Origin of the sequence: Corynebacterium sp. HMSC14B06 (assembly GCF_001807075.1) — a bacterium.
Classification (GTDB): Bacteria; Actinomycetota; Actinomycetes; order Mycobacteriales; family Mycobacteriaceae; genus Corynebacterium; species Corynebacterium jeikeium_D.
The window spans coordinates 50,587-74,940 of record NZ_KV787370.1; the positions used below are offsets into that span (position 1 = coordinate 50,587).

Below are 24,354 nucleotides of genomic sequence, written 5' to 3' on the forward strand. Positions count from 1 at the left end.
CGTCCAGGGCAGAATCTCGCACGAATGCTTAACGACGGAACCACGTGACCGTTGCCACGATGTTTCGTCGTTAAGCTCTTTTGCTTTTTAATCGCTCAGATCTTGGGCGATGAGTTCGGCGATTTTCTCTACCGCAACCGCGTTGCTACTGGTCACAGTGACTTCATCGCCGAATTCGGCACCGAGTGCCATGAGCATCAACGAGGATGAAGCATCGGCCGGTTCGTTGTCGGGCTCGTCTGAGTCAAGGAGCTCGACCAGAATTTCTTCCTGAAAACGGGAGGCACGCTCAGCGATGACCGTTGCAGGGCGGGCATGAATACCCACCTTGGAGCCGACGTGGACATGTTGAGTAACCATGCGAGCGGCATCCTGCCTTTCTGCTTCTCGATTTCCTCGATGCCATTTCTGAGCTTAATAGGTTGCCCGGATGGGTTGGGGAATGTTTGCTGAAAATCGTAGAAATGCTCGTTGGGATAAACCAGCCGGTGCGGTAAAAACTACGCTTCCGCTGAAACGTCCGCTTCTAGGTTTTGATTATCGGTGCTGACTTGCCGCGGCCACAGGCTTTTAGCTGCCACAACGAGAATTGCTGCCACTATGCTGCCCAAGACGATTGCAGTAAGCCATGCGACAGGGTTGTCGATTGCAAACAGCACAAAAATACCTCCGTGCGGAACACGTGTGGCCGCACCCAAAGCCATTGAGGTGCCACCGGTGACGGCACCGCCAATCACAATCGGCGGAATCACACGTAGCGGATCTGCGGCGGCGAAGGGAATTACTCCCTCTGAAATGAAGGCCGCACCGAGCACCCAGCCCGCTTTGCCGTTTTGACGCTCCGCCGAACTGAACAGCTTTGGTCGGAGCACAACTGCCAGAGATGTAGCCAATGGAGGTACCATGCCCGCCGCCATCACAGCGGCCATGACCTTCCATGATGCGGGATCTGCTGAGGCGATGTTTGCGACGGCAAAAAGATAAGCAGCCTTGTTGATCATTCCGCCCATATCCACGCACATCATTGCGCCGAGAAGACCACCGAACAGGAACGCCGCCGTCGTATCCAGTGATTGCAGCCACTGCTGCAGAGCCGTCATCAGCCAAGCCAGCGGCATCCCGAGCAGCAGGTACATGGTGAGCCCAACGGCCATAGCTCCGAGCATAGGAATCACGACAACCGGCATCAGCGGTCGCAGCCAGTCCGGGACTTTCATCCTCAACAGTAGGGCTACAACTAGTCCCGCCAGGATGCCTGTCACCAGGCCCCCAAGGAAGCCGGCGCCAACCGTGACCGCGATGGCACCGCCAATAAAGCCTGGTGCAATGCCGGCTCTGCCAGCCATGCCAAAGGCGATATAAGCACTCATTACAGCCACAATGACCTGCATGCCGTGGTTGCCAATGGCAAAAAGCGCCGAGCCGAGATACAGCCACAGCCCACTACGATCAATTAGCACGGTGCCGAGATCTTTTGTCGGCACAGCAATCGGGGCATCGAGTCCGATAATCTCCGGCAGCCGCAAATCCCTAGTCACGGCGTCAGCTACTACACCAACCTGATGACCGCCGACGAGGAATCCCAGCGCAATCAACAACCCCGATGCGGCCACGAACGGCACCATATAGCTGACACCGGTCATAATGGCATCACGAACCCAGTGTCCGAAGGCTTTGTCACCGCCTAAGGATGATTTATGTGCCCCCACCTTGGTAGTTGCTTGTACCCTCTCAGATGAAGGGTCCGCGCCGGTAGTACCGGTTTGCGGACCGGCCTCCTTGTCGTGGTCATCCTTAGGTTGCGGCGCCTTTCGGTCGTAGGCGCGAACCCGTGATTGTTCTGCTTTTGCCTTCGCTTGTTCAATAACCGCAGTAGGTTCATTGACTGCCTTACGAATTGGCACTTTGACCTGTGGTTTATCGCTGAAGCGCTTAAGCCCCGTAACCCCAATATCGGCTGCGATTACTAGCACGTCGGCCCGGGCAATTGCCTCTGCGGGGGCTTCCTGGGTTCCTGCCGAGCCCTGCGTCTCTACAGTTAGTGTGACATCAGACATGCTTTCTGCCGCGCCAGTAAGCGCTTCGGCTGCCAAATAAGTGTGTGCGATGCCCGTGGGGCAGGCCGTGATGGCGACGATATTGGTCTTCGCCGGAGGTTTTTTCGCTTTCCGACGAGGCGCTTTGGTGACGTGCTCGCTAATGATCCGGGCAGTCTCTTCATCGCTTTCAGCACCGCGAAGAGCTGCGCGAAACCCCTTATCGCGAAGTGCTTTTGCGAGTGCGGCCAGAATATCGACGTGGACATCGCTGTTACTAGATGGGACACCAATGAAAAAGAGCAGGTCCGCCGGCCCATCTGGTGTGGTGAATTCTGTAGCGCTGGTTAAGCGGGCAAACATCAGGGTCGGCTTCGACCAGTCCTCATGGCGGCAGTGGGGGATGGCTATCCCTCCCGACAGACCTGTCGGGGCCTTCTCTTCGCGTTCGAGGGCTGCTGCGACGATGCCGTTGCTGTCGGTGGCGCGGCCGGTCTCTACAGCTTTAGCGATGAGATAGTTAAGGATCTTCTCCTTTTGCGGACCGATATCTAGGTCAAGGAACACTGTCGACTCATCGGCTAGGTCTGATGCAATAGCGGAAAAATCTGCCGAAGAAGACATGGTTTTCTAATGCTCCTTATCTAGGCATCGAAAAGCTAAGTGTCGAGCTGCCATAACCGGCCGGCCTCGGGGTGAACCTGTTCTGGATAGGGGATGGTCGTACCGGGAAGACTGGTTGCCGCCGCCCCATAAGCTACGGCGGTGGTTAGTGCATCTTGGTAGCTATCACCGCGTTCGCGGGACATAACGTAGCCGGCCAAAGCACAGTCTCCAGCACCGACCGTCGACTGAGCGACTATCGAGGGGGAGGTAGCAGCGAAACAACCGCCTGACTTCACTGAAAGCACCGCCCCTGCTTCGCCGAGAGTGGCCAGGACTTCGGAAACGCCAAGCTCGTTCAGCGCACGAGCAGCCTGCGCTACGGGAAGATAGTTCCCTTCGGCTGCAGCGGCCTCAAGTTCTTCGCCGTCCTGATCAATGATTTGACCAAGTTCGTAGGCGTTCGGCTTCATCAAAAAAGGTCGCACCTTTGGAAATGCGCGAACGACCTCAGTCAGTGGGCCGTCGCTCGTATCCATAGCAACACGAATATTCGGGTTGACCGAATACACCGCCTCGGTGCATTGAACGTAAAAATCCCTGGGGACACCAGGGGGCAATGAACCTGCGAAAACTACCCACGTGGCGTGTTTAGCATGGTGGATAAGTTTCTCCAGGACACGCCTACGGTGCGCTTTCGTCAATGTCATGCCAGGGGAATTGAGCTTGGTGGTCGTCCCATCTGGCTCTGCGAGTGTGAGATTAACGCGGGCTTCGTTAGTCGTGTTGATGGCTTCATGGGGTATGCCAGAGACTTCCAACAGGCGCGTGAATTTTCCGGAGTCCGATGCCGGGTAGAGCGCGAGCGTCTTTTCTCCGGCGTAGTGCAACGCCTTGGACACATTAATTCCCTTGCCACCAGCCATGTCCTCAGCCATTGGTAGGCGGAACACGCCACCTCGCTTGAGCTCCGTATCGAGTCGAGCAAGTCGATCGATTGACGGATTTACAGTCAAGGTCAGGATCATGAAGCAACCACAACCTCGACACCTTGCTCCCTGAGATCGTTGACGAACTGTTCCGGGGCAGAGGAATCTGTAATCACGACGTCGATATCTTCCAATGCTGCAAAGCTGACGAGAAAGTCGCGGCCAAGTTTCGTCGAGTCCGCCATAACGATGACCTTGCGCGCATTCGTAATCATCGCGCGCTTTACCGCCGCTTCCTGCGGATCAGCAGTAGAAAGACCGTGGTCAATTGTCAAGGCATTAGAACCAATGAAAGCGACATCGGCACGCATAACCGCGAGAGTGCGGAGTGCCGTATCGCCAGCAACCGCCTGAGTAATGACGCGAACTTGGCCGCCAAGGAGTTGAAGCTCAATGCGGTTCGATCCTGCGAGTGTGATGGCGTTGGGAAGAGAGTTTGTGACAACCGACCAACGGCGGTTATCAGGGGAGTGGACCATCAGCTCTGCAAGAGCCTCGGTGGTAGTTCCAGCATCGAGAAAAATTCCACCACCAGAGTCAGGCAGAAAATCCGCAGCACAGCGGGCAATAGAGAGCTTCGCGTCCTTTTGCGCGTTCTTTCGAGCGGCAACTGAAAACTCAACAGTCTGAAAAGAACGAGTAGCCACAGCGCCACCGTGTACGCGGTGAACTGCGCCCTCTGCATCCAACTGAGCTAGGTCACGGCGAATCGTCTCTGCTGTGACATCGAAAGCTTCCGCAAGATCAGCGACCGTCACGCGCCCTTCGACTGCTGTCAAAGACGCAATCTTCCGGCGGCGTTCCTCTGCGTACATTCCCCGCTCCTTAGCTGTTAAGAAATTTCAGCTTTACTATCTGTTCCCAGTATGCCCGTTTATGTCTGTTTCGGGCAACGAAAATGTGGGAAATTAGAGGCTGCGTAGGACGCTGACAATCTTGCCGAGGATTTTGGCGTGCTCCGCGGGGAGTGGGTCAAAGGCGCGATTATGGGGCATGAGCCACTTGCCAGCAGCGTCTTCGTGCCATTCCTTGACTGTTGCTTCATCTTCAAACAGGGCTGCAACGAAATCTCCCTGTTCGACCACGTCTTGGGAACGGACTACCACCCAGTCTCCGTCGAGAATGCCCGCGTCAACCATGGAATCACCCACGACCTTGAGTAGGTATAGCTGACCAGAGCCCGTAATCTCCATCGGAAGTGCCATGTGACTTTCCACATGCTGCTCCGCCAAAATAGGGTTGCCAGCCGCAATCTGTCCAACGATAGGAACGAAGATTGGCTCTGGCATGTCCTCTGGCATCTCGGGAGTTTGGGTGGTGCCAGTAGCCTTTGGCCCAGGCTTTACCGGAGTGAAAGTGCCAGCGGAGGACTTCGAATCCCTTACGTTTACCGCGCGGGGTTTGTGTGGGTCGCGGCGGAGAAAGCCCTTCTTCTCCAACTCCTTGAGTTGGTATGCCACCGACGAGGTGGAATTCAAGCCCACAGCATCCCCAATTTCTCGAATGCTCGGTGGGTATCCGCGAAGTACGACGGCATCCGAAATGACGTCAAGAATCCGACGCTGCCGATCGGTGAGTGTTTTAGGGTTCGCTTTCTTCTTTTGAGCCATGGAACATCCCTTCTCAAACTCTTTCGAATGAATCATAACTCAAAACTGTTCGAATCGTCGAGCATCGAACACTGTGCGCCCTTGAATTCTTTAGAAAACGTGTACATTATCCGTGCTCGGAGGCGGTGATGATGTCGAAAATCGAAAATAAATCCGGATAGCAGTAGACAATATTCGAACATGGTGTTATAAATCGAACATGACAAGTTACTCGAACAGTCGTTTGATGAAAGGGTCTAGACGGATTCTCCGCATCCGCCCTTGGACATAGTCTCCACAGCGTCGGGAAACGGTCGTACAACTCTTATTCTCTCCAGGCCGGCAACGGTGGGAGAGTCAACGTTGGAAAGGGAGAAAACATGATGTCTACGGTTTCAACCGCACTTGGTGTTAGCAGCACATCTGATATTGACTTTTCTCAAGTTTCCGAGCTCCCTGCTCGGACGACACGGAAAGCCCCGTTGGTGTGGGGTGAACGTAGTGCGTCTTGCACACAGCACATCGTTCGGCCCGGTCAGCGTGCACGTATTGCACAGCGCAATCGAAATGGGGCTTCATCGGCGCGAATGCGGAGGGACAGGTCGCGGCCCAGTCATGTCTCGGTCAACTACGGGCGTCCGTCTCTATCCGTTAGCAGGGCGCAGCAGTCCAATCGTAGTGATGTATCCGCAGGCACTAACCTGACTCGCCTGATGGCGGTATGGGCTCTAGGGCTTGGTGCTTTCTTCGGAGTTTTCGGCAGCATGGTCTTTGAACAGGGACAAAGTGAGGCGGTCGAAAGCACCTTTACGTCTACGTACGCTTCCTACTCCGCGCAATAATCATTCCAGTTTCCGGTGTTGGGGTGGGACGTAGACTGGAGACCGTGTATTGCCAGTTTTGTCATCATGATCAGACACGAGTCTTGGACTCACGGTTGATAGATAACGGTATGGGGATTCGTCGCCGAAGGGAATGCCTGAATTGCGGCAAACGTTTTTCTACGATTGAACGCTCGCAGCTGATGGTCGTTAAACGGGATGGAATCCCTGAGGAATTCAACCGCGAAAAGGTTATCCAGGGTGTTCGACGTGCGTGCCAGGGGCGCGAAGTATCAGAGTCTCAGCTGAAGAAACTTGCACAAAAAGTGGAGGAGAGCCTCCGCGAGAAAGGCACGCCCCGGGTGGACTCAAACGATATCGGCCTTGCCATCCTTGAGCCGCTCAAAGAACTGGACGAAGTTGGCTATCTCCGCTTCGCTTCGGTGTACAAGTCCTTTTCCTCCGCGGACGATTTCGCGCAAGAGATTGCCAGCATGCGCAAGGGGAAAGGACCGCAGGCTAATGGCAACGAGGTTAAAAAGAACTAACGCAGTTTATCCACACGTTTCTTTATTCGAGTCAGGGATACGCTCTGGGCGGTACCCAGCCGTTGTGCGAAAAGGCTGACGCGCAGCTCTTGAATGAGCCACTGAATATCCCGTACCTCCGCGGAATTCGAACGTGCCTTAGGCAGCTGCTGAAGCTTTGCCGCCAAGTATTCGCGGGCCTCAGTCACCTCATCTTCACGTTCGGCATCACGGTCCGGGTCACGGTTCATTTCCTCAAGCCGAATCTCCATCGCTTGGAGATAACGTGGCAAATGTCGTAGGTGCTGCCAACCGTGCCTTGCCACAGCGCCCTTAGGGAACATGAACTCCAGCTGGCGACGCATATCGTCAATAGCATCGCCTTCCCACTTGTTTAGCTGATTTACCACCGAGACATAACGAGGCATTGCCTGGGCAACGCCGACGACCAATTGGCGCACCTCTGAGGCGACTCCAGAACGAACGTGTTCGAGTAGTTTGTCGAATTCCTTCGGATCGCGGACCGGGCCGCCGGCAGCCATCATACGGTCGCGAATCACTGCGACACGGCAGTCCTCGACAAGCCCATCGGCGCCCCCATGTGGCCATGCGTCCACGCCAACACGTTGCTGGAGTGGAAGCCCCTTAGTCATTTGTGCACCATTTACTGGGCAATCCCGCAATAGCATTGTCAAGTTTGTGGTCGCCAACGTCGCCTCAGCCTGAGCCTTAGTTGGTTTGACCTCAATGGCCACGCCATCCTTGGTGGTCACCAGCGTCGGATACATCGTGACGGACTGACCGTCGACATTACTTTTGACCGTTAATGAGACGGCGCCCAAGTTCTCTGAAGTCCACTTTTTCACAGCTTCGCGTGCTGCAGACTTCGAACGTTTCGACACAGCAGTTGAGACCGTCGAGGCATGCTTGTCTCGAAGCGCAGCAAGATCTCGGCTCTGATCGACGATCTTTCCATGGCGGTCGACCACTGCGTAGTTAAAGCGCAAGTGTGCTGGCAGCTTCGAAGGGGCAAAGTCTGCACCATTGATGCCCGAGCCTCCGAGTCGTCGTAAAGCATCGGCAAAAACATCGACGAAGCGGCCTGAGTACGGAGTCATCGTCTCCAGCGCGCGGCGTGCGAAATCCGGGGCGGGGACAACGGACTTCCGCAGTGCCTTCGGCAGAGTGCGAATGTAGGCTTCCGCGAGCTCAGCGCGAAGACCTGGTACCTGCCAGTCGAAGCCATCTTCACGCAGACCTGCAAGAAGAGGCACGGGGACACGGAGAGTCACACCGTCATCAGGGGCGCCCGGTTCGAATTTATAGGACAGAGAGAAATCGACCGAGCCCTGCTGCCACATTTCGGGGAAGGCGTTGTCGTCGATGTCGCCGGCTTCGGGGTTGAGCAGCTTATTGGGATCAAAGTCCAGTAGATTTGGCTGCTTGGGCTTAGTTTTCTTCCACCAGCGGTCAAAATTGGTGGCCGTGGTGATAGAGGCGGGCAGCTTGGAGTCGTAGAACGCGTAGAGCACGTCGTCATCGACGACAATGCCGCGGGAACGCTGCTTTTCCTCGATCTTCTCGGCTTCGGCAAGTTTGTCTTGATTGTTCTTAAAGAACTCGTGATGTGTGTTCCATTCGCCGTCGACAAGCGCAGAGCGAATGAAGATCGAGCGGGCGGCGTCGGCATTGACTCGGTGATAAGGCATCAAACGGTCAACCACCACGGGCACGCCGTAGAGCGTCGACTTCTGGTAAGCCATCGCTGCACCGCGCTTAGTAGACCAGTGAGGCTTTGAGTACTGGTGCTTGAGCAGATGAGGGGCTACCTTCTCTAGCCACTGCGGCTGAATCGTGCCGACGTTGCGCGCAAAAGTGCGCGAGGTCTCGACGATTTCCGCAGCCATCACCCAGCGAGGCGGCTTCTTTGCCAACGCGGACGAGGGGTGAATGAGGAACTTAGTGTTGCGGGTGCCAGTAAATTCCTTGCCCTCGCCCTCGCGCGTACCAATCATCGATAACAGACCCGGTAACAGTGACTTTGCCACCTCGTCGGGATTGTCGACACCGTTGGTTGAGCTGCGGGCCGAAAGATGCCAGCCCAGCTCGGCCGTTGCCTGGTGGAGCTGACGCACCAAGTCCTGCCACTCGCGAACGCGCAGATAGTGGAGGTACTCGCGCTTGCACATCTTGCGGAATTGGTTACCGCTAAGCTCGCGACGCTTTTCCTCCAGGTACTCCCAGAGCTTCAGTAGGGAGTTGAAGTCGCTGGTGGTGTCCTTAAAACGGGCATGTAGCTGATCTGCCTGAGCTTGGAACTCCAGTGGACGTTCGCGAACATCCTGCAGAGACAAAGCGGCGACAATGACGGTTACCGCCCCAAGAGTGGTGTTCTCGTACCCTTCGACCAGCATGCGGGCAAGACGCGGGTCGACTGGGATACGGGCAATTTGTCGGCCGATGTCCGTCAGCTCGGGGGCATCAGACCCCGACGTGGTGGTAATAGCCTGAAGCTCTGTGAGCAGGTTAATGCCATCGCGGATTGCTTTGTGCTCTGGTGGCTGGACAAAGGGGAAGTCCTCAATCGCGCCAAGCCGCAGTGAAATCATTTGCAGTACAACCGAAGCGAGATTGGTGCGCAGAATCTCCGGATCCGTAAACTCGGGGCGCGAGAGAAAATCCTCTTCGCTGTAGAGACGAATCGCCACACCATCAGCTACACGGCCACAGCGTCCAGAGCGCTGATTCGCGGATGCCTGGCTGATGTCCTCAACTGGCAGGCGCTGCACCTTCGTGCGGGTGGAGTAGCGGGAAATGCGTGCGGTACCAGTATCGACGACATACTCGATACCAGGGACCGTCAGCGACGTTTCCGCAATGTTGGTCGCCAGCACAATGCGACGCCCGGAATGCGGAGTGAAGATCCGATGCTGCTCTGCATTAGATAGCCGACCGAATAGTGGAACGGCTTCTACACCTTTCCAGTGTTTGCCCTCGATGGCTTCGGCAGCTTCTCGGATCTCTCGCTCACCCGAAAAGAACACCAGGATATCGCCGTCGCCAAGCCGCATCAGCTCTTCACACGCAGCGATTACACCATCGATCTGCTCGATGGCGACTTCCTTTTCCTGCCCATTCTTCGCAACAACGGTCCGCACCAGCGGGCGATAGCGGATTTCCACCGGGTAGGTGCGCCCCGACACCTCGATGATGGGCGCAGGGTGCTCGTCGTCAGGCGCGAAATGACGAGCGAACCGTTCCGGATCAATCGTCGCGGAAGTGATAATGATTTTCAGATCTGGACGCTGCGGCAGAATATGCTTTAAATATCCCAGCAGGAAGTCGATGTTGAGGCTGCGCTCGTGCGCCTCATCGATGATGATGGTGTCGTACTCGCGTAGCAGTCGGTCGCGGCCAATTTCGGCCAGCAGGATACCGTCGGTCATCAGTTTGATGCAGGTATCCTTGCTCACGCGATCATCAAAACGCACTGCATAGCCGACGTGCTGTCCAATCTTTTCGCCCAGCTCATGAGCGATGCGCTCCGCGACGGAACGCGCCGCAATACGACGTGGCTGAGTGTGACCAATCTTGCCCCGCACGCCGCGTCCCAGTTCGAGGCATATCTTCGGGATCTGCGTAGTCTTACCAGAGCCAGTCTCACCAGCAATAATGACGACCTGGTTGTTTTCAATTGCCTCTGCAATGTCGTCGCGGCGCGCGGACACCGGCAACTGGGCAGGGTAGGTGATGCGAGGAATCGCTTTACGACGATCTTCTAACCGCTCCAGCGCAAAGTCGAGGTCTGCAGAGATTGCAGACAGCGCCTTCGGCGCGGATGCTCGCTTTAGCCGGCGTCGGAAGGACTGAGCCTCCCGAATCGGCAATTGATCAGCGAGCTGGTAGAGCTCCTTTTTACGCGTGTCCTTAGCAGGTTTGCCAGAGCGCTGTGGCCTGGCGGAATTGCGGTGGCCGGAGTGGTGGTTTCCCGACTGGGCACGTGGAGCTGGTTTATCAGAACGGCTAGGAGTACTCATGGTTGCCTACTAGATTAGCCGCGTCTGGGGAGACAACCCACATCTGTGCTGATTAAGAGGTGCTCGAGATAGTCCGATGGCAGCAGGGAGCGTCCTACTTTGCGGCTGCTAGCTCTTCGGCAACTTCCTTGCAGTCCTCGCGCCCACAGTGCTGTGTCTCGGTGTGCTCCCAGCAATCATCGCAAATAAGCACCTGACGACGGCAGGTATCTTCGTTGATGCAGTTCTGGAAGGTGTTTGTGGGCTTGCCGCAGTGGACGCAGTGCCCGAGCTGTACGTAGTCCTCGTCTTCGATGCCATCGCCAAACTCCATATGCATGCGCTTGTCGAAGACATATAGGGAGCCTTCCCATAGCCCCTTATTGCCAAACTTTTCGCCGTAGCGCACAATACCGCCGTCGATTTGGTAGACCTCTTCGAAACCGCGGTTCTTCATAAGTGCGGAGAGGATCTCGCAGCGGATGCCGCCGGTGCAGTAGGAGATAACCGGCTTGTCCTTCATCCAGTCGTACTTACCGGATTCCAGTTCGTCGATGAAGTCGTGCGTGGTCTTTACGTCCGGGACGACAGCGTTTTTAAACTTGCCAATCTCGGCTTCCATTGCGTTGCGGCCATCGAAGAAGATGACATCGTCGCCGCGTTCCTCGACCAGTTTATTGACCTCTTCCGGCTTCAAATGTGTGCCGCCGCCAATGACACCATCGACATCGACTTTCAGCTCACCCGGAGCACCGAAAGCGACGATTTCGTCGCGAACCCTGACGGAGAGTTTTGGAAAGTCATCAGCGCCGCCTTCGCTCCACTTGAACTGCATGGAGTGAAAAGCGGGGTACTGCTTGGTTTTCTTGATGTACTTCTTGCAGGCATCGAGATCACCGCCGACGGTGCCATTGATGCCGTGCTCGGACACCAGAATGCGGCCCTTGAGCCCTAACGACTCGCAAAGGTCGCGCTGCCATAGCATGATGGCACGCGGATCGGACAGTGGGGCGAACTGGTAGTACAGAAGAATCTTGCTGATGCTCACGGGGACTATTCTAGTCTGCTCTCTCAGTTATCCTATTTTCGGCGTGAGCTGCTGGTATGGCTTAGTGCTTCTGATAGAGAGCCTTCTTCTGGTACTTAGGCTCCGAAGTCACTAGCACACCGAGGTTGCGGAAAATTGTTTCGTCCACGCTGCCCAGAATGGTGGTGGTGTGGACATCGCAGTTTCGAAGGTTCTTCAGCTCGGCGAGGGCTGCGCGGGCGTCGTCGCTGGTGGCCGCAGACACGGAAAGGGCGATAAGAACCTCGTCGGTATGCAAGCGGGGGTTGCGGCTGCCCAGGTGATGCGTCTTAAGCGTTTGAATTGGCTCAATGGCAGCTGGGGAGAGCAAGTGCAAGTCCGGGTCGATATTGGCGAGCTTCTTGAGAGCGTTGAGGAGCATTGCTGCTGAGCATCCGAGTAGTTCAGAAGTCTTGCCCGTGATGATTGTGCCATCGTGCAATTCGATTGCGCTGCCCGGCGCCCCGGTAGATTTCTCAACTTCAAGCGCTGGTGCGACGACTCTGCGGGCGGCTGTCGACACGTTGGCCTTGCTCATAATCATGGCAATGCGCTGCGAGACTTCGTCGTCTGCGCTGTTCTTGTGTTCGTCGACAAGAGCCTTGTAGTAACGGCGAACGATTTCCTGGTTGGATGCCTCTCGGCACACTTCGTCATCGTCGATACAGTAACCGGCCATATTGACGCCCATGTCGGTCGGTGACTTGTACGGTGACTCGCCCGCGAGCTTCTCCAACAGAGTGCGCAGCAGTGGGAAGACCTCGACATCACGGTTATAGCTGGTGACCTTGGTGTCATAGGCGGCCAAATGAAAAGGGTCGATGAGATTGATGTCATCGAGATCAGCCGTTGCCGCCTCGTAGGCCAGATTTACCGGGTGTTCGAGTGCCAGGTTCCAGATAGGGAAAGTCTCAAACTTTGCGTAACCGGAACGAATTCCGTGTTTGTGATCGTGGTAAACCTGCGATAGACAGGTCGCCAGCTTTCCGGAGCCCGGGCCCGGCGCTGTGACAACGACCAAGTCCCGCGTCGTTTGCGCCCATTCATTCAGTCCGAAGCCGGCTTCACTGACGATTTTCTCGGTGTTTGTTGGGTAGCCCTCGATATTGCGATGGCGGATTACGCTCAATCCGAGTCGCTGCAGGCGCTCAATGAAGTTCTTTGCCAGGGTGTTGTCGTCGGAAAGCTGCGTGACGACGACGCTGTCGACTAGAAACCCGCGTTCCCGAAAGACATCGACGAGGCGCAGCACATCGTCTTCGTAAGTGATGTCGAGGTCAGCGCGGACCTTGTGGCGCTCCAAATCCTTGGCATTGATGCACACCATGATTTCCAGATCGTCTTTGAGGCGATCGAGCATAGCGATTTTATTGTCAGGCGTGAAGCCGGGGAGCACGCGCGAGGCATGCATGTCATCAAATAGCTTGCCGCCCATTTCGAGATAGAGTTTGCCGCCTTCACCTGCGATGTCTGCGCGCCGCTTCTTAATATGAGCGGATTGCATTTCGATGTACTTTTCGCGGTTAAAACCGACAGCCTGAGCCATGGTGCCCTTTCTGAAGTTGTGTCTGCGGGGGAGCGCGCTAAAGCTTGCGAAATTCTACTGTGTCCATGGTAGTGATACCGCCTTGCGAATGTCGTATCGGTTACTGCTGTCGCGGGGGGAATTTTGGGAACTTTGGCTTATTAGGCCACGCGTAGGGGATTGTCTGATTAAAGTCCAACATATTGATATCCAAAAAGAAATATGAAGAGGATGTGACATGCTCGATCCCCAGATGGCATCATCGTCGAATTCGGCAGAACCAACCGCACGCGCCCCGTACCAAGTGGGCAGGCGAGGCTTCCTCGTCGGAGCAACTGCCGTGTCAGCTGCGAGTATGATGCCTGCCGTAAATGGTGCATCAAAGGCAAACGCCGCTCCTGCAAACGGGGCTTCTGCCGCCGCGGGGAATTCGACCACGAATTTGAATGTCGGTCGAGGAATGGCTGACATGACAGGCGAGCCACTCGGCGCTGGCATGAACGGGTATGCGGTCATGGACCAGACCACCTCGGGTCTGCGTCTTCGCCAGATGGCGCGTGCATTCATCTTCGGTGATGACAACGACAACCGTGTCGTCCACGTCACCGCAGATATGGGGCTCATGTTCCAGTCCATCCAGATGGAAGTTTTGCGGCGACTGCGAGCTCTCTTCGGAGACCTCTACCACGAGGGCAATGTGCTTATCTGTGCATCTCACACGCATGTTGCGCCGGGTGGTACATCGGGCCATCTCATGGTCGACCTGACTACTCTCGGTTTCCGTCCCGTCACTTTCGAAGCTGTGGTCGTCGGTGTGGTCAAGGCTATTGAACGTGCACACGCTGATTACCAGCCGTCGACTATCCACCTGACCAAGGGGATTGCCAAGGATGCGGGTGTTAACCGCTCCCTGGAGGCATTCAGGCGTAACCCCGAGGAAGAACAGCGTCTTTTCCCCGACGGAGTCAACCCGGAAAGCCATACACTGCACGTGAGTCGCGGTGGTCGCGAAGTCGGATTCATTAACTGGTACGGAATTCATCCGACCACCTTCGGCCCCGAGCACACCATCATCGACGGCGACAACAAAGGCTATGCGGCATGGAAGGTTGAGGTCGACCGCGGAGTTACCCACCGTGAGCCGGCCGATGCCCCCTTTGTTGCCGCATTCACCATGTCGTGCCCGGGTGACATCAGCCCGAACATGGGGCTCGTGCCAAATTCGGGCCCAGGCAACGGAGACGAAGCAGAGTCCGCCCGCATTCTCGGTCAGCGTCAGATTGACGCTACCCAAGGCCAGACCATTGCACTGCCAGGAGGCGGAATCTCCACCGTCCACAAGTGGGTCAACCTCGGCGATGTCGACATCAACGGCCAATTCACGCCCGACGGCCAGCCACACCGCACTGGACCTGCAATCCTCGGTGCGGCCTTCGCAGCCAGTAGCCAGGAGGACGGCGGCGGCGAACCAGCCCTAGGTTTCAACGAGGGCCAGCGTGGAGGCACACCGTGGGTACGTCAGCTCAATAACGTCGTACTCCCGAAGAATATCGGGGAGATTCAGGGCGAGAAAGAATGCCTGCTGCCAGTGGGCTACATCGATGGTCTTCTCCAGCAGACCCACATGTTCTCCATCACCCGCATCGGTGGCTTCACCTTGATTACCAACGGCCTTGAACCCACCACGATGTCGGGTTACCGCATGCGTCAGCACGTCGCTGAAGTCCTCGGCGTTCCAATCGACACTGTCATCTGCCAGGGCTACACCAACAGCTATGGGCACTACGTCACTACCCCAGAGGAATACGATCAGCAGGATTACGAGGGCGGCGCAACGGCTTTCGGCAAGTACACGCTCAGTGCGATGATCTCCATCTATCACGATCTCGCCCACGCGCTTGCCGACGGCATGGCTGTCGACCCGGGCAGTGCTGCAGGTGATCTCACTGGCATCATCCCGCCGTCGCCAGCAGGAGGAAAGACTATCGATTCCGTACCAATGGGCAAGAATTTTGGTGACGTGCTCGAATCGACTGCAAGCGTCACGGTAGGGCAGCAGGCCGTTGCCCAATTCGTCGCGGCAAATCCGAATAACGACTTGCGACTGGAAGACGGCTACCTACTCATCAAGAATGACCGCGGTGAGATCGTTTCTGACGACTGGGACCAGGCAACTGTCATTGAATTTGCCAAGGACGGTAATTACACCACCGCCAAGGTCACTTGGGAGACCGGAGGAGTCGCGCCGGGCAAGTATGACATCATCGTGCGTGGTAGCGCGTTGGGTGCCGGTGATTCGCTGAACGAGTTCGAGGGAGTCGCCGCGGTGGAGCTCGTGTAAGAACGTCCAATTAAATACGTCCATGCGCACAATGTGACTTATACTTCGGCCTTTAAAAACTCATCAAGGGCTTGTCTCACGTATAGTCCGTTGTGCGCGTTATTTGTATGTATCCGTCAATTTGGCAGGAGCAATTTGCTTCATGAATACCTCAAACGATCCATATAGCAACAACGATTCTTACGGTGACGGCAGCCGGGACAATGAGTCCAATAACTATGACTCCCAGAGTCACGGTTTTCCCAACAATGGTTCGCAGGACTACAACCCTTACGGGTTCGATTCGGACGCACAACATGGCCCGCGTGGACCAGAGGATTCGCCACAGTGGAATCAGACTTACGGCCGTGAACAGGCTTATGGCGAAATTCCTTCTTATGGAACTGGCGAGTCGCGCGATAGTTACGGCGGGCAACCCTATGGTGCGGACTCGAGCTACTGGCAGCACCAGTCCAGCGGGGCTTCTGCAGCCGGTGCACTTGCTCCCGGAGTCAACATGCCAGGTGGCGATGAGCCGCCGGTGAAGCCTGTGGCACAGGGGCCGACGAAGGTCGACATTGGAAGTGCCTTTTCCGCGGCGTTTCGTAGTCTAAACAGCAATTTTGCTTCCTGGCTTGGCATCATGCTGACGTTCTTCGCCGTACTAGTCGCACTGATTGTTGGCGCAGCGGCAATTCTCTTTGCGACTGGTGACTTCGATCCGGACTTTGAGCCGAACTATCCAGGCGATGTTCCGTTTGAGGATCTAGGGTCAATGTTCGCGACTCTCGGCGCGATGGCACTCCTATTTGCCGTGGGCATGTTCGCGATGCAGGCATTTATGCTGCGCGGTGCATTCGAAGCTGTCGACGGCCGAGTGCCGAGCTACGGTACTTTCTTCCGTGTAAACCGGTGGGGATCTCTTATCGGTGCCTACATTGTCACGTTCCTGGTGGGGCTGCTCGCCATGCTTCCGGGGATGGTGCTCTTCATCGCTGGAGTATCGCTGTCTGCCAACGGCAGTGAAGCTGCAGCTGCGATGATTCCCATCGGCTACCTGTTGGTACTTGTGCTGTCCATCTTCATCATGCCAATCACAGCGACTATGCCGCTTCTTGTTTTTGATGGTCGAGCAACAGCACTTGAGGCTCCGGTCGTCGCATGGCGCTTGGTGAAGCCTCAGTATTGGACGATGCTCGTTGCATTCATTCTGACGTCAATTGTTTCTTCCGCAGGTGCAATGCTCTTCTATATCGGTATGTTGTACACAGTCCCGCTTGCTCTCCTCGTGCAAGTACATATCTACCGTCAGCTCATCGGTGGCCGTCGAGTAGTTAATGAAGCCCAGGAGAATCCGGGTTATTACCCGCCACAGCAGTAGCCAAAAACGTACAAGAAAAAGCGCCCAAGGAACCGATAAAAATTGGTTCCTCGGGCGCTATTTCGTCAGCAGGTAATCCTGCGGGGGAGCGTTCGGCTATCAAAAGCCGAACCTAAGCTCTGAATATTTAGCGGGTAGCCTCAGCGAAGACAGCCTGTGCAACACCAGAGACGGTGCCTGCAATCTTCACAGCTTCCCAGACCTGCTCCTTGGTCAGACCAGCATCGCGGACGACCTTTGCGTGAGAAGTCACGCAAGCTTCACAGCCGTTGATGGCAGAAACTGCCAGAGACCACAGCTCGAAGTCTTCCTTCTCGACACCCGGATTGGAGATGATGTTCATGCGCAGGCCGAACTTGACCTGTGCGTAGTCATCACCGAGCATGTGGCGAGTGCGGTAAGCAACGTTGTTCATGCCCATAACGGTGGCCGCACCAAGTGCAGACTCGAAAGCCTCGTCAGACAGGTGCTCCTTGGCTTCCTCGGCGATCTCGGAGAAAACGGTCTCGTTGCGGGTGGCAGCAGCGGATGCAAGCAGGGTACCCCACAGCTGCTGCTCGGAAAGTTCCGTAGAACGGGTGAGAGTGCCAAGGTTCAGCTTCATGTCCTTGGCGTACTCCGGTAGACCGGAACGAAGGTTATCGATGCTCATATGAGTTACTTCAGCTCCTGCTTCAGAACGTCCATCTTGTCGATGTTCTTGGTCGGGTCATTCTTCTGCCAGTTACATGCGCAGACCTCTTCAGACTGAAGAGCGTCGAGAACACGCAGAACCTCGTCAACGTTACGACCGACAGCGTCCGGGGTAACGGAGACGAACTGAATGATGCCGTCCGGGTCAATGATGAAGGTTGCGCGGTCTGCAACACCGTCAGCGTTCTCGACGCCGAGTGCACGCATCAGGTCATGACGGATGTCGGAGAACATCGGGAACGGGATGTCCAGCAGTTCCTCGTGAGTTGCACGCCAGTTGAAGTGGGAGAACTCGTTGTCGCCAGAGCCACCGAGAATAACGGTGTCGCGGTCCTCGAATTCCTCGTTCAGCTTGCCGAATGCAGCAATCTCAGTCGGGCAGACAAAGGTGAAGTCCTTCGGGTAGAAGAAGACGACCTTCCACTTACCCTCGTAGGACTCATTGGTTACCTGCTCGAAGTAGTCATCCGGAGAAGAAGCGTTTGCATCACGCAGGTTGCCGCCCTTCAGAGCGGTCAGAGAAAACTCGGGGAACTTGTCGCCAACAGTCAAAATTGCCATGGAATCCTCCTGAATGTATTCCTTTTGGGGTCACACACCATTATGCCTATGGATCCCCGAACCGTCAAGAGGAAAAAGTTAATAAGCTCGTGTAGGCTTATAGGTATGCGTAATAGAGATTATCGGCCTACTTTGCCTCAGTTACGTGCCTTTGTCGCGATTGCCGATACCGGTCACTTCGGTCAAGCCGCTGCCCGCCTCGGCATTTCACAGCCCAGCCTGTCACAAGCGCTTTCTACCCTTGAGCAGGGACTGGGGGTGCAGCTTGTAGAGCGTTCGACTCGCCGAGTGCTGGTGACGCCACTCGGTCGCGGTCTGATTCCATATGCCCGCCAAGCATCTGAAATTGTTGACGAGATCGTTGCTCGCGCCTCTGGCCGTACAGATGATTTGTCCGGACCACTATCCATTGGTGTTATCCCTACGGTTGCTCCATACGTGCTGCCCAACTTCCTCCAGTTGGTTCGTGACGAGCTGCCAGATCTAAAGCCTAGGATCGTCGAAGAGCCGACCGAGCGTCTCATCGAATCACTTCGCTCCGGCACCATTGATGCAGCGATCATGGCACTGCCGTCTGATGTGCCTTCCTTTGAAGAGATTTACCTCTACGACGAGGAGTTCTACATCGTCGTGCCAGAGGATCATCCGCTGGCCGGTAAAGAAGACGTAAAGCTTGAGGCGATCAGGGACTTGGACTTGCTCCTGCTTGACGACGGTCATTGCCTGCGTGACCAGGTGTTGGATATTTGTCGCAAGGTCGATGCTGTTCACGGCGAGACCTCCGGCTTGGAAACACGGGCGGCTTCTCTATCGACCGTCGTGCAGTGTGTTGCCGGTGGGTTGGGGCAGTCGCTTGTACCGGAATCGGCTGTCAAGATTGAGGCCGACCGACCCGGCCTGGCTGTTGCGCGATTCGAAGGTCCGGCACGGCCGGGACGCACCATTGGGCTGGTTCACCGCGCATCATCGGTACGCGGCGGCGAGTTCAATCGAATTGCCGAACTGGTACGGCAAGCATACATAGACGCTGTTGCCTAAAGCTCTCTTGGCGCATGCCGCAGTAGCGTACGAAATAAGCAAAAACCGGGCTGGCAGTTCCAGCCCGGTTTTTCGCGTCTATCCCTGAATAATTCGCAGCGATGCCAACCTGACCTCGCCGTATTCATCAGATGCAGCCAAGTCAATATCCGCTTCAAAGCGCCAACCGTGGTCGCCCTCGGGATCATCGAGTATCTGAATCACGTGCCACAAGCCCTCACCAGCCTGGCGGTCAATCGAAATCATATCGCCACCGCGAGCCTTTGCATCGATGCCTAGGTCATCGTATTCATCGAAGTAGTCATCCATCGCGGCAGGCCAATCCGGTGCGTCGTCGAGGTAGTTGTCCAGGTCGGCCAGCTCCTCCTCCTTTTCAAAGGCAAAGAGCTGCACGTGGCGGAACATGAGATTGCGCACCATACGGGTGAATGCGCGTTCGTTGCCCGTAAGGGGCCGCGACTCGTCGGTGCCAAAAGCCGCTTCCTTGAGAGTTTCCTCGTCCAATGGCTTGTCCGGATCGGCCATCTGCGCCCATTCATCCACCAAGGAGTTATCCACCTGTACAACGAGCTCGCCGAGCCATTCCACAATGTCCCGGAGCTCCTCGTTAGCGGCTTCCGGTGGGAGAGTATGTCGCAAAGTGCGCCAGGCATCGGTGAGGTAGCGCAAGAAAATACCTTCGGAGCGGGCAATTCCATACTCAGATACCACGTCCGAGAAAGTCATGGCCTTTTCCACCATCTCGCGCACCACAGACTTGGGCGACAGCGAAAACTCACGCACCCACGGGTGGCCTTGAGCATAGGTGTCGAATGCACCCTCCAGCTCGTCGGCAAGCGGCATCGGCCATGTGATGTCTTCGACGATGTTCATACGTTCGGTGTAATCAACGCCTTCGGCCTTGAGCGCGGCGATCTCTTCACCGCGTGCCTTTTTCTGCTGCGCGATGAGCAGTGGGCGAGGGTCTTCCAGAATTGATTCAAACACACTGATGACATCGAGTGCGTAGTTCGGGCTGTCCTTATCCAACAGTTCGAGCGCGGCGATGGCGAAAGGCGACAGCGGCTGATTGAGCGCGAAGTCACGCTGCAGCTCCATTGTCAGCTCGGGGCGGCAGTCATCGCCCTCGCCATGCATGACGACGATTCCCGCGTTGACCAAACCGCGGTAGAGCTCAATTGCGGTCAGAATAGCCTCATTTTGCTGGTGGCGGGTGTCGTGATTGGTGCGCAGCAGATGACGCATGTGTTCGTAGGTATCGCCACCACGTGCAATGACGTTGAGCAACATACCGTTGGTAACTGCAAAGCGGCTGGTCAGCGGCTCCGGTGGCTGAGAAACGATTTTGTCGAAGGTCTTCTCCGACCATGTCACTTCGCCCTTGGGAACGGACTTCAGCCGCAACTTCTTCAGTTTGGCCTCATCCTGGCCGGCACGGCGCCGCAGCTTGGCGTTTTCGATTTCGTGTTCAGGTGCTTCGACAACTACGGTGCCCTCGGTGTCGTAGCCAGCACGGCCGGCGCGTCCAGCGATCTGGTGGAACTCGCGTGACTTGAGAATACGGCTACGACGGCCATCGAACTTGGCCAAACCGGTAATCAGCACCGTGCGAATAGGCACGTTAATGCCGACGCCGAGGGTATCCGTGCCACAGATGACCTTCAGCAGACCAGTCTGAGAGAGACGCTCAACCAAACGACGGTACTTCGGCAGCATTCCCGCATGGTGGACGCCAATGCCCTGGCGCACCAACTTGGAAAGAACTCGACCAAAGGCCGTGGTAAACCGGAAATCGCCAATCTCTTCGCGAATCCGCTCCTTCTCCTCCTTCGTCAGCAGCTTCAGACCGGTCAGTGCCTGAGCCTGTTCAGCTGCTTGGCGCTGGGAGAAAAAGACGATGTAGATTGGGGCTTTGCCGGATTCCAGCAACTCCGCCAGCGTGTCATGAACTGGTGTGTAGACATAGTGGAAATCCAGCGGTACCGGGCGCGTCGTACCTGTAACGAGGTTGACGTCGAGTCCCGTGCGTTCCTTCAAATCCGTCTCAAACTTTTGAGTATCGCCGAGAGTGGCGGACATCAACAGGAATTGGCAACGGGAAAGCTCGAGCAAGGGCACTTGCCATGCCCACCCGCGATCGGGATCCGCATAGAAGTGGAATTCATCCATTACCACCTGGTCAATATCGGCGTCGGCCCCGTCGCGCAGGGCGATATTGGCGACAATTTCCGCAGTTGCGCAGATGATGGGTGCACCACCGTTGACGGTGGCATCGCCGGTCATCATACCGACGTTCTCAGCGCCAAAGACCTCGCAGAGGGCAAAGAACTTCTCGCTGACCAAGGCCTTAATAGGCGCTGTGTAAAAGCTGCGCTGGCCACGAGCGAGGGCGCAGAAGTGGGCAGCAATAGCCACCATGGACTTGCCCGAACCTGTCGGAGTGGCAAGGATGACGTGGTCGCCACCAGCGAGACCAATAGCGGCCTCCTCCTGGGCCGGGTAGAGCGTGATGCCCTGATCCCTGGTCCAGGCAATGAACGAGTCCATAATCGCATCGTCGAAAAGGGACTCTGGAACCTCAGCTAGGTCGGGAAGCATTTCAGATAGTGACACGCTTCCCACCCTAGCGGTAACCCCGGATTAGAAGCGGAACCAGGGCTTCCAGCCGCGCCGACGGCGAGGTTGTTCCGGTTCACCGGATTCTTCGCTTTCCGCCTGCTCTTCCCGAGGCTGTTCTGACTCAGGCTGTTCGGCAGTGCCGTCTGCAGAAAACTCCGCAGACCTATCATCCGCCGAGGCCGACTCGGATTCTTCCGAGTGTGCGTCAGTGTCCTCTGATGTAGTTGCCGAGGAATCCGAGCTGGCCGGGGTCTCCGCCTCGTCGTCAAGCGAGGAAGAATCCTCTACTGGGCGCAGCGGTTGAGAAGCGAGGAACCTTTCGAACTCAGCGCCAATCTCGTCGGCCGAAGGCATCTCGCCGTTAGGTCCAAGCAGGGGAGAAGTCTCCAGCTCTTGACGACGTTGAACTTCCTGGTCGTACTGTTCCTCGAGAAGATTGACCAGCTGAGAGACCTCGCCGGAATCATTCGTCTGCGTATTGAGCAGCTCCGCCACCCGCGCGGATTCCTTCTCCAACGCCTCAAGCGGGAGCTCGAGCTTGGCTAGTTTTGCTACCTCCTGCAACAGCCGCAGTGACGCCAGCGGATACTCAGAGGCCGCGACATAGTGTGGCACCTGTGCGGTGAAACCAAAGGCATCACAACCGCGGCTTGCGAGCTCGTACTCAATGTTCAGGCTCGCAGCACCCGGAACTGTGACGCGGTTTCCCCAGGTATGCATATCACCGAGTTTCCGCTTATCTGTGCCATGGGCGATGATGCCCAGCGGTCGGGTGTGCGGAACCGTCATCGGCGCCGAGTACAGCGACACAGTCCGACCGACATCGTAGCGCTCCGCCAAATCTGCCACGGCAGTCGAGAAAGCCTCCCACCGCATGTCTGGCTCAGGGCCAGAAAGCAGCAAGAACGGCTTACCGACGTTGTCGCGAACCACATTGAGTGACAGGTTCAAATCGGATACATCCACAATCTGGTCGTGGTTCATCGTCACAGAGGGACGGCGAGAACGATAATCAATCAGCTCGTCGATAGAAAAGTTCACCAATGGACGGTGCTCGAGAGCATCCAAGAGGAAACTAGCTGATTCCGAGACGGCATTACCGGCATCCGCATAACCGCTAAGTGCAATGACCAGGGTCAGATGGCCCTCGTTTCCCGTTACGTCAGGAACCGGAAAAACTACCTCGTACATATTGCCCTGAGGCTTGTCGGTCGGATCACTCACGTACGACTACCTCCTGCATCACATTTTTCGTCATTTGAAGTAAACAACCACGATACCGCAGAAATTATTCCAGTTATCCACAAGTTGAAAGTAGTCCACAGATGGGCCGATTTTTCCGGTCGCGCACAAGCAAGGCTGTTGCGGATTCGATAACAATGAGAGCCACCAGATGGCGAGAGGATTGTCCGCTGTCGAGCTATTCCAATGGGGGAAAAGGGGTAAGGAATTAATGGGAAACAAAAAGAACTTCGGTGCAGGACAAAAGCCTGAAATTGAGCCGAGTGTTTTTCTGACGAACCTGCCGGGAATCGTTGGATTCTATCCGCGGGGGCAGGTAGTGATTGCGGCGTTGTATCGTCAGCAGGTCGAAGATCTCATCGATGGCAAGGTCGAGTTTGATCCGACAGCGCATGCTGGCCCGATGCTGATTAAGGATGTGGCCTCGATGGAGAACAATCCTGACTTGGTGCGGGCAGCCGCGGACTTCCTGCTCGATGAAGGATGCACTCACGCAGATGTGTTTATCATCGACGAATCCTGGGGGATTGAAAAGGACTCCACACCTATTACAGGCTGGCTGCGAGAAGGCGGCCTGCATGAGGTGCGTTTGGCGGGCGTTGCCACTATTGCTGCGGGGGAAGTTGTCACGGACGAGCAGGGAGAGATCGTCGGCATTGTCGGTGACAGTCTGATGACCGACAATGCAAATCTAATCTCCCGGCAGGGAGAGCAGATTTTCAAAAACTATGAGGAGTACCGCAGCTATTTTCGAGGTGGCCAATTCCACGACAGTAAAGACAGGGCTCTGATTGAACGCCTCCGGGAACGAGCGACAGCCGTTGAGCAGCCGAGGAAGCTCAAAATTGGTTCGGACAATCCCGCGCTCATTGAGCACTTCGACATGCTCAAAACCGCCGTGGAAAACGTGGCCGATGGTGTGATGGATGCACATGAGGCGGTGCGCGATGAAAACGCAGGATATGCCATTGCAGCAGCACTGACCAACGTCACCTTGCGCGATATGTCCATGATTTTCATTACTACGCAGTTGGCGCAATCAATGGGAGAAATCTGGCGCGAGGCCGCAATCGTCCACCGCGGCAGCCTGCGTGCTAACGCTTTAGCGTGTTTTGCCATCGCAAAGTTCGCGGCTGGGCTGGAGAACTTTGCGCAAACAGCTCTCGATGAGGCAGCGGGGGAGCAACCGAATCATTCACTGACTCAGTTGCTGGAAATTGCGGTCGCCAATCAAATTGTGCCGAGGTGCGTCGGCACAATTCTTGGAGCAGCACAAGAGGTACTGCGCAGGGTATACAAGGTGAAAATGCCGCGTATTGATTAGCGAC

Annotated in this window: 17 protein-coding genes; 5 read left to right on the plus strand and 12 right to left on the minus strand. The window is 56.0% G+C overall.

All coding sequences use genetic code 11. The features are described 5' to 3' along the window. Nucleotides 1–87: 87 nt before the first annotated feature. The 5 genes from HMPREF3130_RS04835 to lexA all read right to left on the minus strand — a co-directional run bounded on the left by HMPREF3130_RS04835 (nucleotide 88) and on the right by lexA (nucleotide 5,238). Nucleotides 88–360 carry an HPr family phosphocarrier protein gene (locus tag HMPREF3130_RS04835; protein ID WP_016422625.1) on the minus strand — a complete coding sequence of 91 codons (273 nt, stop codon included), beginning with the start codon at nucleotides 358–360 and terminating at the stop codon, nucleotides 88–90. A gap of 140 nt (nucleotides 361–500) precedes the next feature. Continuing rightward, nucleotides 501–2,660, minus strand: a complete 2,160-nt coding sequence (locus tag HMPREF3130_RS04840; protein ID WP_016422626.1) for a PTS fructose transporter subunit IIABC — start codon at nucleotides 2,658–2,660, stop codon at nucleotides 501–503. Nucleotides 2,661–2,695: 35 nt separating this feature from the next. After that, nucleotides 2,696–3,655, minus strand: coding sequence for a 1-phosphofructokinase family hexose kinase (locus tag HMPREF3130_RS04845; protein WP_308813174.1), 960 nt, complete (start codon nucleotides 3,653–3,655; stop codon nucleotides 2,696–2,698). Nucleotides 3,656–3,663: 8 nt separating this feature from the next. Further along, nucleotides 3,664–4,443, minus strand: a complete 780-nt coding sequence (locus HMPREF3130_RS04850; protein ID WP_016422628.1) for a DeoR/GlpR family DNA-binding transcription regulator — start codon at nucleotides 4,441–4,443, stop codon at nucleotides 3,664–3,666. Between the two features lie 93 nt (nucleotides 4,444–4,536). Continuing rightward, nucleotides 4,537–5,238, minus strand: coding sequence for a transcriptional repressor LexA (gene lexA / locus HMPREF3130_RS04855; protein ID WP_016422629.1), 702 nt, complete (start codon nucleotides 5,236–5,238; stop codon nucleotides 4,537–4,539). 865 nt (nucleotides 5,239–6,103) lie between these two features. Between lexA and nrdR the strand changes: the two genes are divergently transcribed. Further along, nucleotides 6,104–6,586: a transcriptional regulator NrdR gene (gene nrdR / locus HMPREF3130_RS04860; protein ID WP_042388651.1), complete on the plus strand. Its 483-nt coding sequence runs from the start codon at nucleotides 6,104–6,106 to the stop codon at nucleotides 6,584–6,586. Here nrdR and hrpA read toward each other — a convergent pair. The 3 genes from hrpA to HMPREF3130_RS04875 form a co-directional block, all read right to left on the minus strand. Further along, on the minus strand, nucleotides 6,583–10,602 hold the full coding sequence (hrpA, locus tag HMPREF3130_RS04865; RefSeq protein WP_016422631.1) for an ATP-dependent RNA helicase HrpA: 4,020 nt from the start codon (nucleotides 10,600–10,602) through the stop codon (nucleotides 6,583–6,585). The genes nrdR and hrpA overlap by 4 nt on opposite strands. A 94-nt stretch (nucleotides 10,603–10,696) precedes the next feature. Further along, nucleotides 10,697–11,629: an oxygen-dependent tRNA uridine(34) hydroxylase TrhO gene (locus tag HMPREF3130_RS04870; RefSeq protein ID WP_016422632.1), complete on the minus strand. Its 933-nt coding sequence runs from the start codon at nucleotides 11,627–11,629 to the stop codon at nucleotides 10,697–10,699. Nucleotides 11,630–11,690: 61 nt separating this feature from the next. Continuing rightward, on the minus strand, nucleotides 11,691–13,193 hold the full coding sequence (locus HMPREF3130_RS04875; protein WP_070429437.1) for a DUF1846 domain-containing protein: 1,503 nt from the start codon (nucleotides 13,191–13,193) through the stop codon (nucleotides 11,691–11,693). A gap of 232 nt (nucleotides 13,194–13,425) precedes the next feature. On the opposite strand from HMPREF3130_RS04875, the gene HMPREF3130_RS04885 reads away from it, so the two are divergent. Both HMPREF3130_RS04885 and HMPREF3130_RS04890 read left to right on the plus strand, forming a co-directional pair. Further along, nucleotides 13,426–15,513: a neutral/alkaline non-lysosomal ceramidase N-terminal domain-containing protein gene (locus HMPREF3130_RS04885; RefSeq protein WP_256364866.1), complete on the plus strand. Its 2,088-nt coding sequence runs from the start codon at nucleotides 13,426–13,428 to the stop codon at nucleotides 15,511–15,513. A 142-nt stretch (nucleotides 15,514–15,655) separates the two neighbouring features. Beyond that, nucleotides 15,656–16,873, plus strand: a complete 1,218-nt coding sequence (locus HMPREF3130_RS04890; protein ID WP_016422635.1) for a hypothetical protein — start codon at nucleotides 15,656–15,658, stop codon at nucleotides 16,871–16,873. A gap of 127 nt (nucleotides 16,874–17,000) precedes the next feature. Here HMPREF3130_RS04890 and HMPREF3130_RS04895 read toward each other — a convergent pair whose 3' ends face one another. Continuing rightward, nucleotides 17,001–17,525, minus strand: a complete 525-nt coding sequence (locus HMPREF3130_RS04895; protein ID WP_016422636.1) for an alkylhydroperoxidase, AhpD family — start codon at nucleotides 17,523–17,525, stop codon at nucleotides 17,001–17,003. 5 nt (nucleotides 17,526–17,530) lie between these two features. After that, the gene (locus HMPREF3130_RS04900) at nucleotides 17,531–18,127 is read right to left on the minus strand and encodes a peroxiredoxin (RefSeq protein ID WP_016422637.1); all 597 of its coding nucleotides are present in this window, start codon (nucleotides 18,125–18,127) and stop codon (nucleotides 17,531–17,533) included. Nucleotides 18,128–18,232: 105 nt separating this feature from the next. On the opposite strand from HMPREF3130_RS04900, the gene HMPREF3130_RS04905 reads away from it, so the two are divergent. Then, nucleotides 18,233–19,165 (plus strand): hydrogen peroxide-inducible genes activator, encoded by a 933-nt coding sequence (locus HMPREF3130_RS04905; protein WP_016422638.1) that lies wholly within the window; start codon nucleotides 18,233–18,235, stop codon nucleotides 19,163–19,165. A gap of 78 nt (nucleotides 19,166–19,243) precedes the next feature. On the opposite strand, the gene HMPREF3130_RS04910 is transcribed toward HMPREF3130_RS04905, so the two are convergent. Further along, a complete protein-coding gene (locus HMPREF3130_RS04910; protein WP_105563753.1) occupies nucleotides 19,244–21,763 on the minus strand; it encodes a DEAD/DEAH box helicase in 2,520 nt (839 codons plus the stop codon). Nucleotides 21,764–21,805: 42 nt separating this feature from the next. Further along, nucleotides 21,806–23,008: a PAC2 family protein gene (locus HMPREF3130_RS04915; RefSeq protein ID WP_070429440.1), complete on the minus strand. Its 1,203-nt coding sequence runs from the start codon at nucleotides 23,006–23,008 to the stop codon at nucleotides 21,806–21,808. Nucleotides 23,009–23,237: 229 nt separating this feature from the next. On the opposite strand from HMPREF3130_RS04915, the gene HMPREF3130_RS04920 reads away from it, so the two are divergent. Further along, nucleotides 23,238–24,350 carry a DUF4192 domain-containing protein gene (locus HMPREF3130_RS04920; RefSeq protein ID WP_246815110.1) on the plus strand — a complete coding sequence of 371 codons (1,113 nt, stop codon included), beginning with the start codon at nucleotides 23,238–23,240 and terminating at the stop codon, nucleotides 24,348–24,350. The last annotated feature ends 4 nt before the right edge of the window (nucleotides 24,351–24,354 follow it).

Excerpts from the sequence above, each read along its gene's own strand:
- HMPREF3130_RS04875 (WP_070429437.1), bottom strand. The coding sequence starts at position 13,193 with ATGGCTCAGGCTGTCGGTTTTAACCGCGAAAAGTACATCGAAATGCAA.
- hrpA (WP_016422631.1), bottom strand. The coding sequence starts at position 10,602 with ATGAGTACTCCTAGCCGTTCTGATAAACCAGCTCCACGTGCCCAGTCG.
- HMPREF3130_RS04895 (WP_016422636.1), bottom strand. The coding sequence starts at position 17,525 with ATGAGCATCGATAACCTTCGTTCCGGTCTACCGGAGTACGCCAAGGAC.
- HMPREF3130_RS04910 (WP_105563753.1), bottom strand. The coding sequence starts at position 21,763 with ATGCTTCCCGACCTAGCTGAGGTTCCAGAGTCCCTTTTCGACGATGCG.
- HMPREF3130_RS04850 (WP_016422628.1), bottom strand. The coding sequence starts at position 4,443 with ATGTACGCAGAGGAACGCCGCCGGAAGATTGCGTCTTTGACAGCAGTC.
- HMPREF3130_RS04920 (WP_246815110.1), top strand. The coding sequence starts at position 23,238 with ATGGGAAACAAAAAGAACTTCGGTGCAGGACAAAAGCCTGAAATTGAG.
- HMPREF3130_RS04890 (WP_016422635.1), top strand. The coding sequence starts at position 15,656 with ATGAATACCTCAAACGATCCATATAGCAACAACGATTCTTACGGTGAC.
- HMPREF3130_RS04905 (WP_016422638.1), top strand. The coding sequence starts at position 18,233 with ATGCGTAATAGAGATTATCGGCCTACTTTGCCTCAGTTACGTGCCTTT.
- HMPREF3130_RS04900 (WP_016422637.1), bottom strand. The coding sequence starts at position 18,127 with ATGGCAATTTTGACTGTTGGCGACAAGTTCCCCGAGTTTTCTCTGACC.
- HMPREF3130_RS04835 (WP_016422625.1), bottom strand. The coding sequence starts at position 360 with ATGGTTACTCAACATGTCCACGTCGGCTCCAAGGTGGGTATTCATGCC.
- lexA (WP_016422629.1), bottom strand. The coding sequence starts at position 5,238 with ATGGCTCAAAAGAAGAAAGCGAACCCTAAAACACTCACCGATCGGCAG.
- HMPREF3130_RS04885 (WP_256364866.1), top strand. The coding sequence starts at position 13,426 with ATGGCATCATCGTCGAATTCGGCAGAACCAACCGCACGCGCCCCGTAC.
- HMPREF3130_RS04840 (WP_016422626.1), bottom strand. The coding sequence starts at position 2,660 with ATGTCTTCTTCGGCAGATTTTTCCGCTATTGCATCAGACCTAGCCGAT.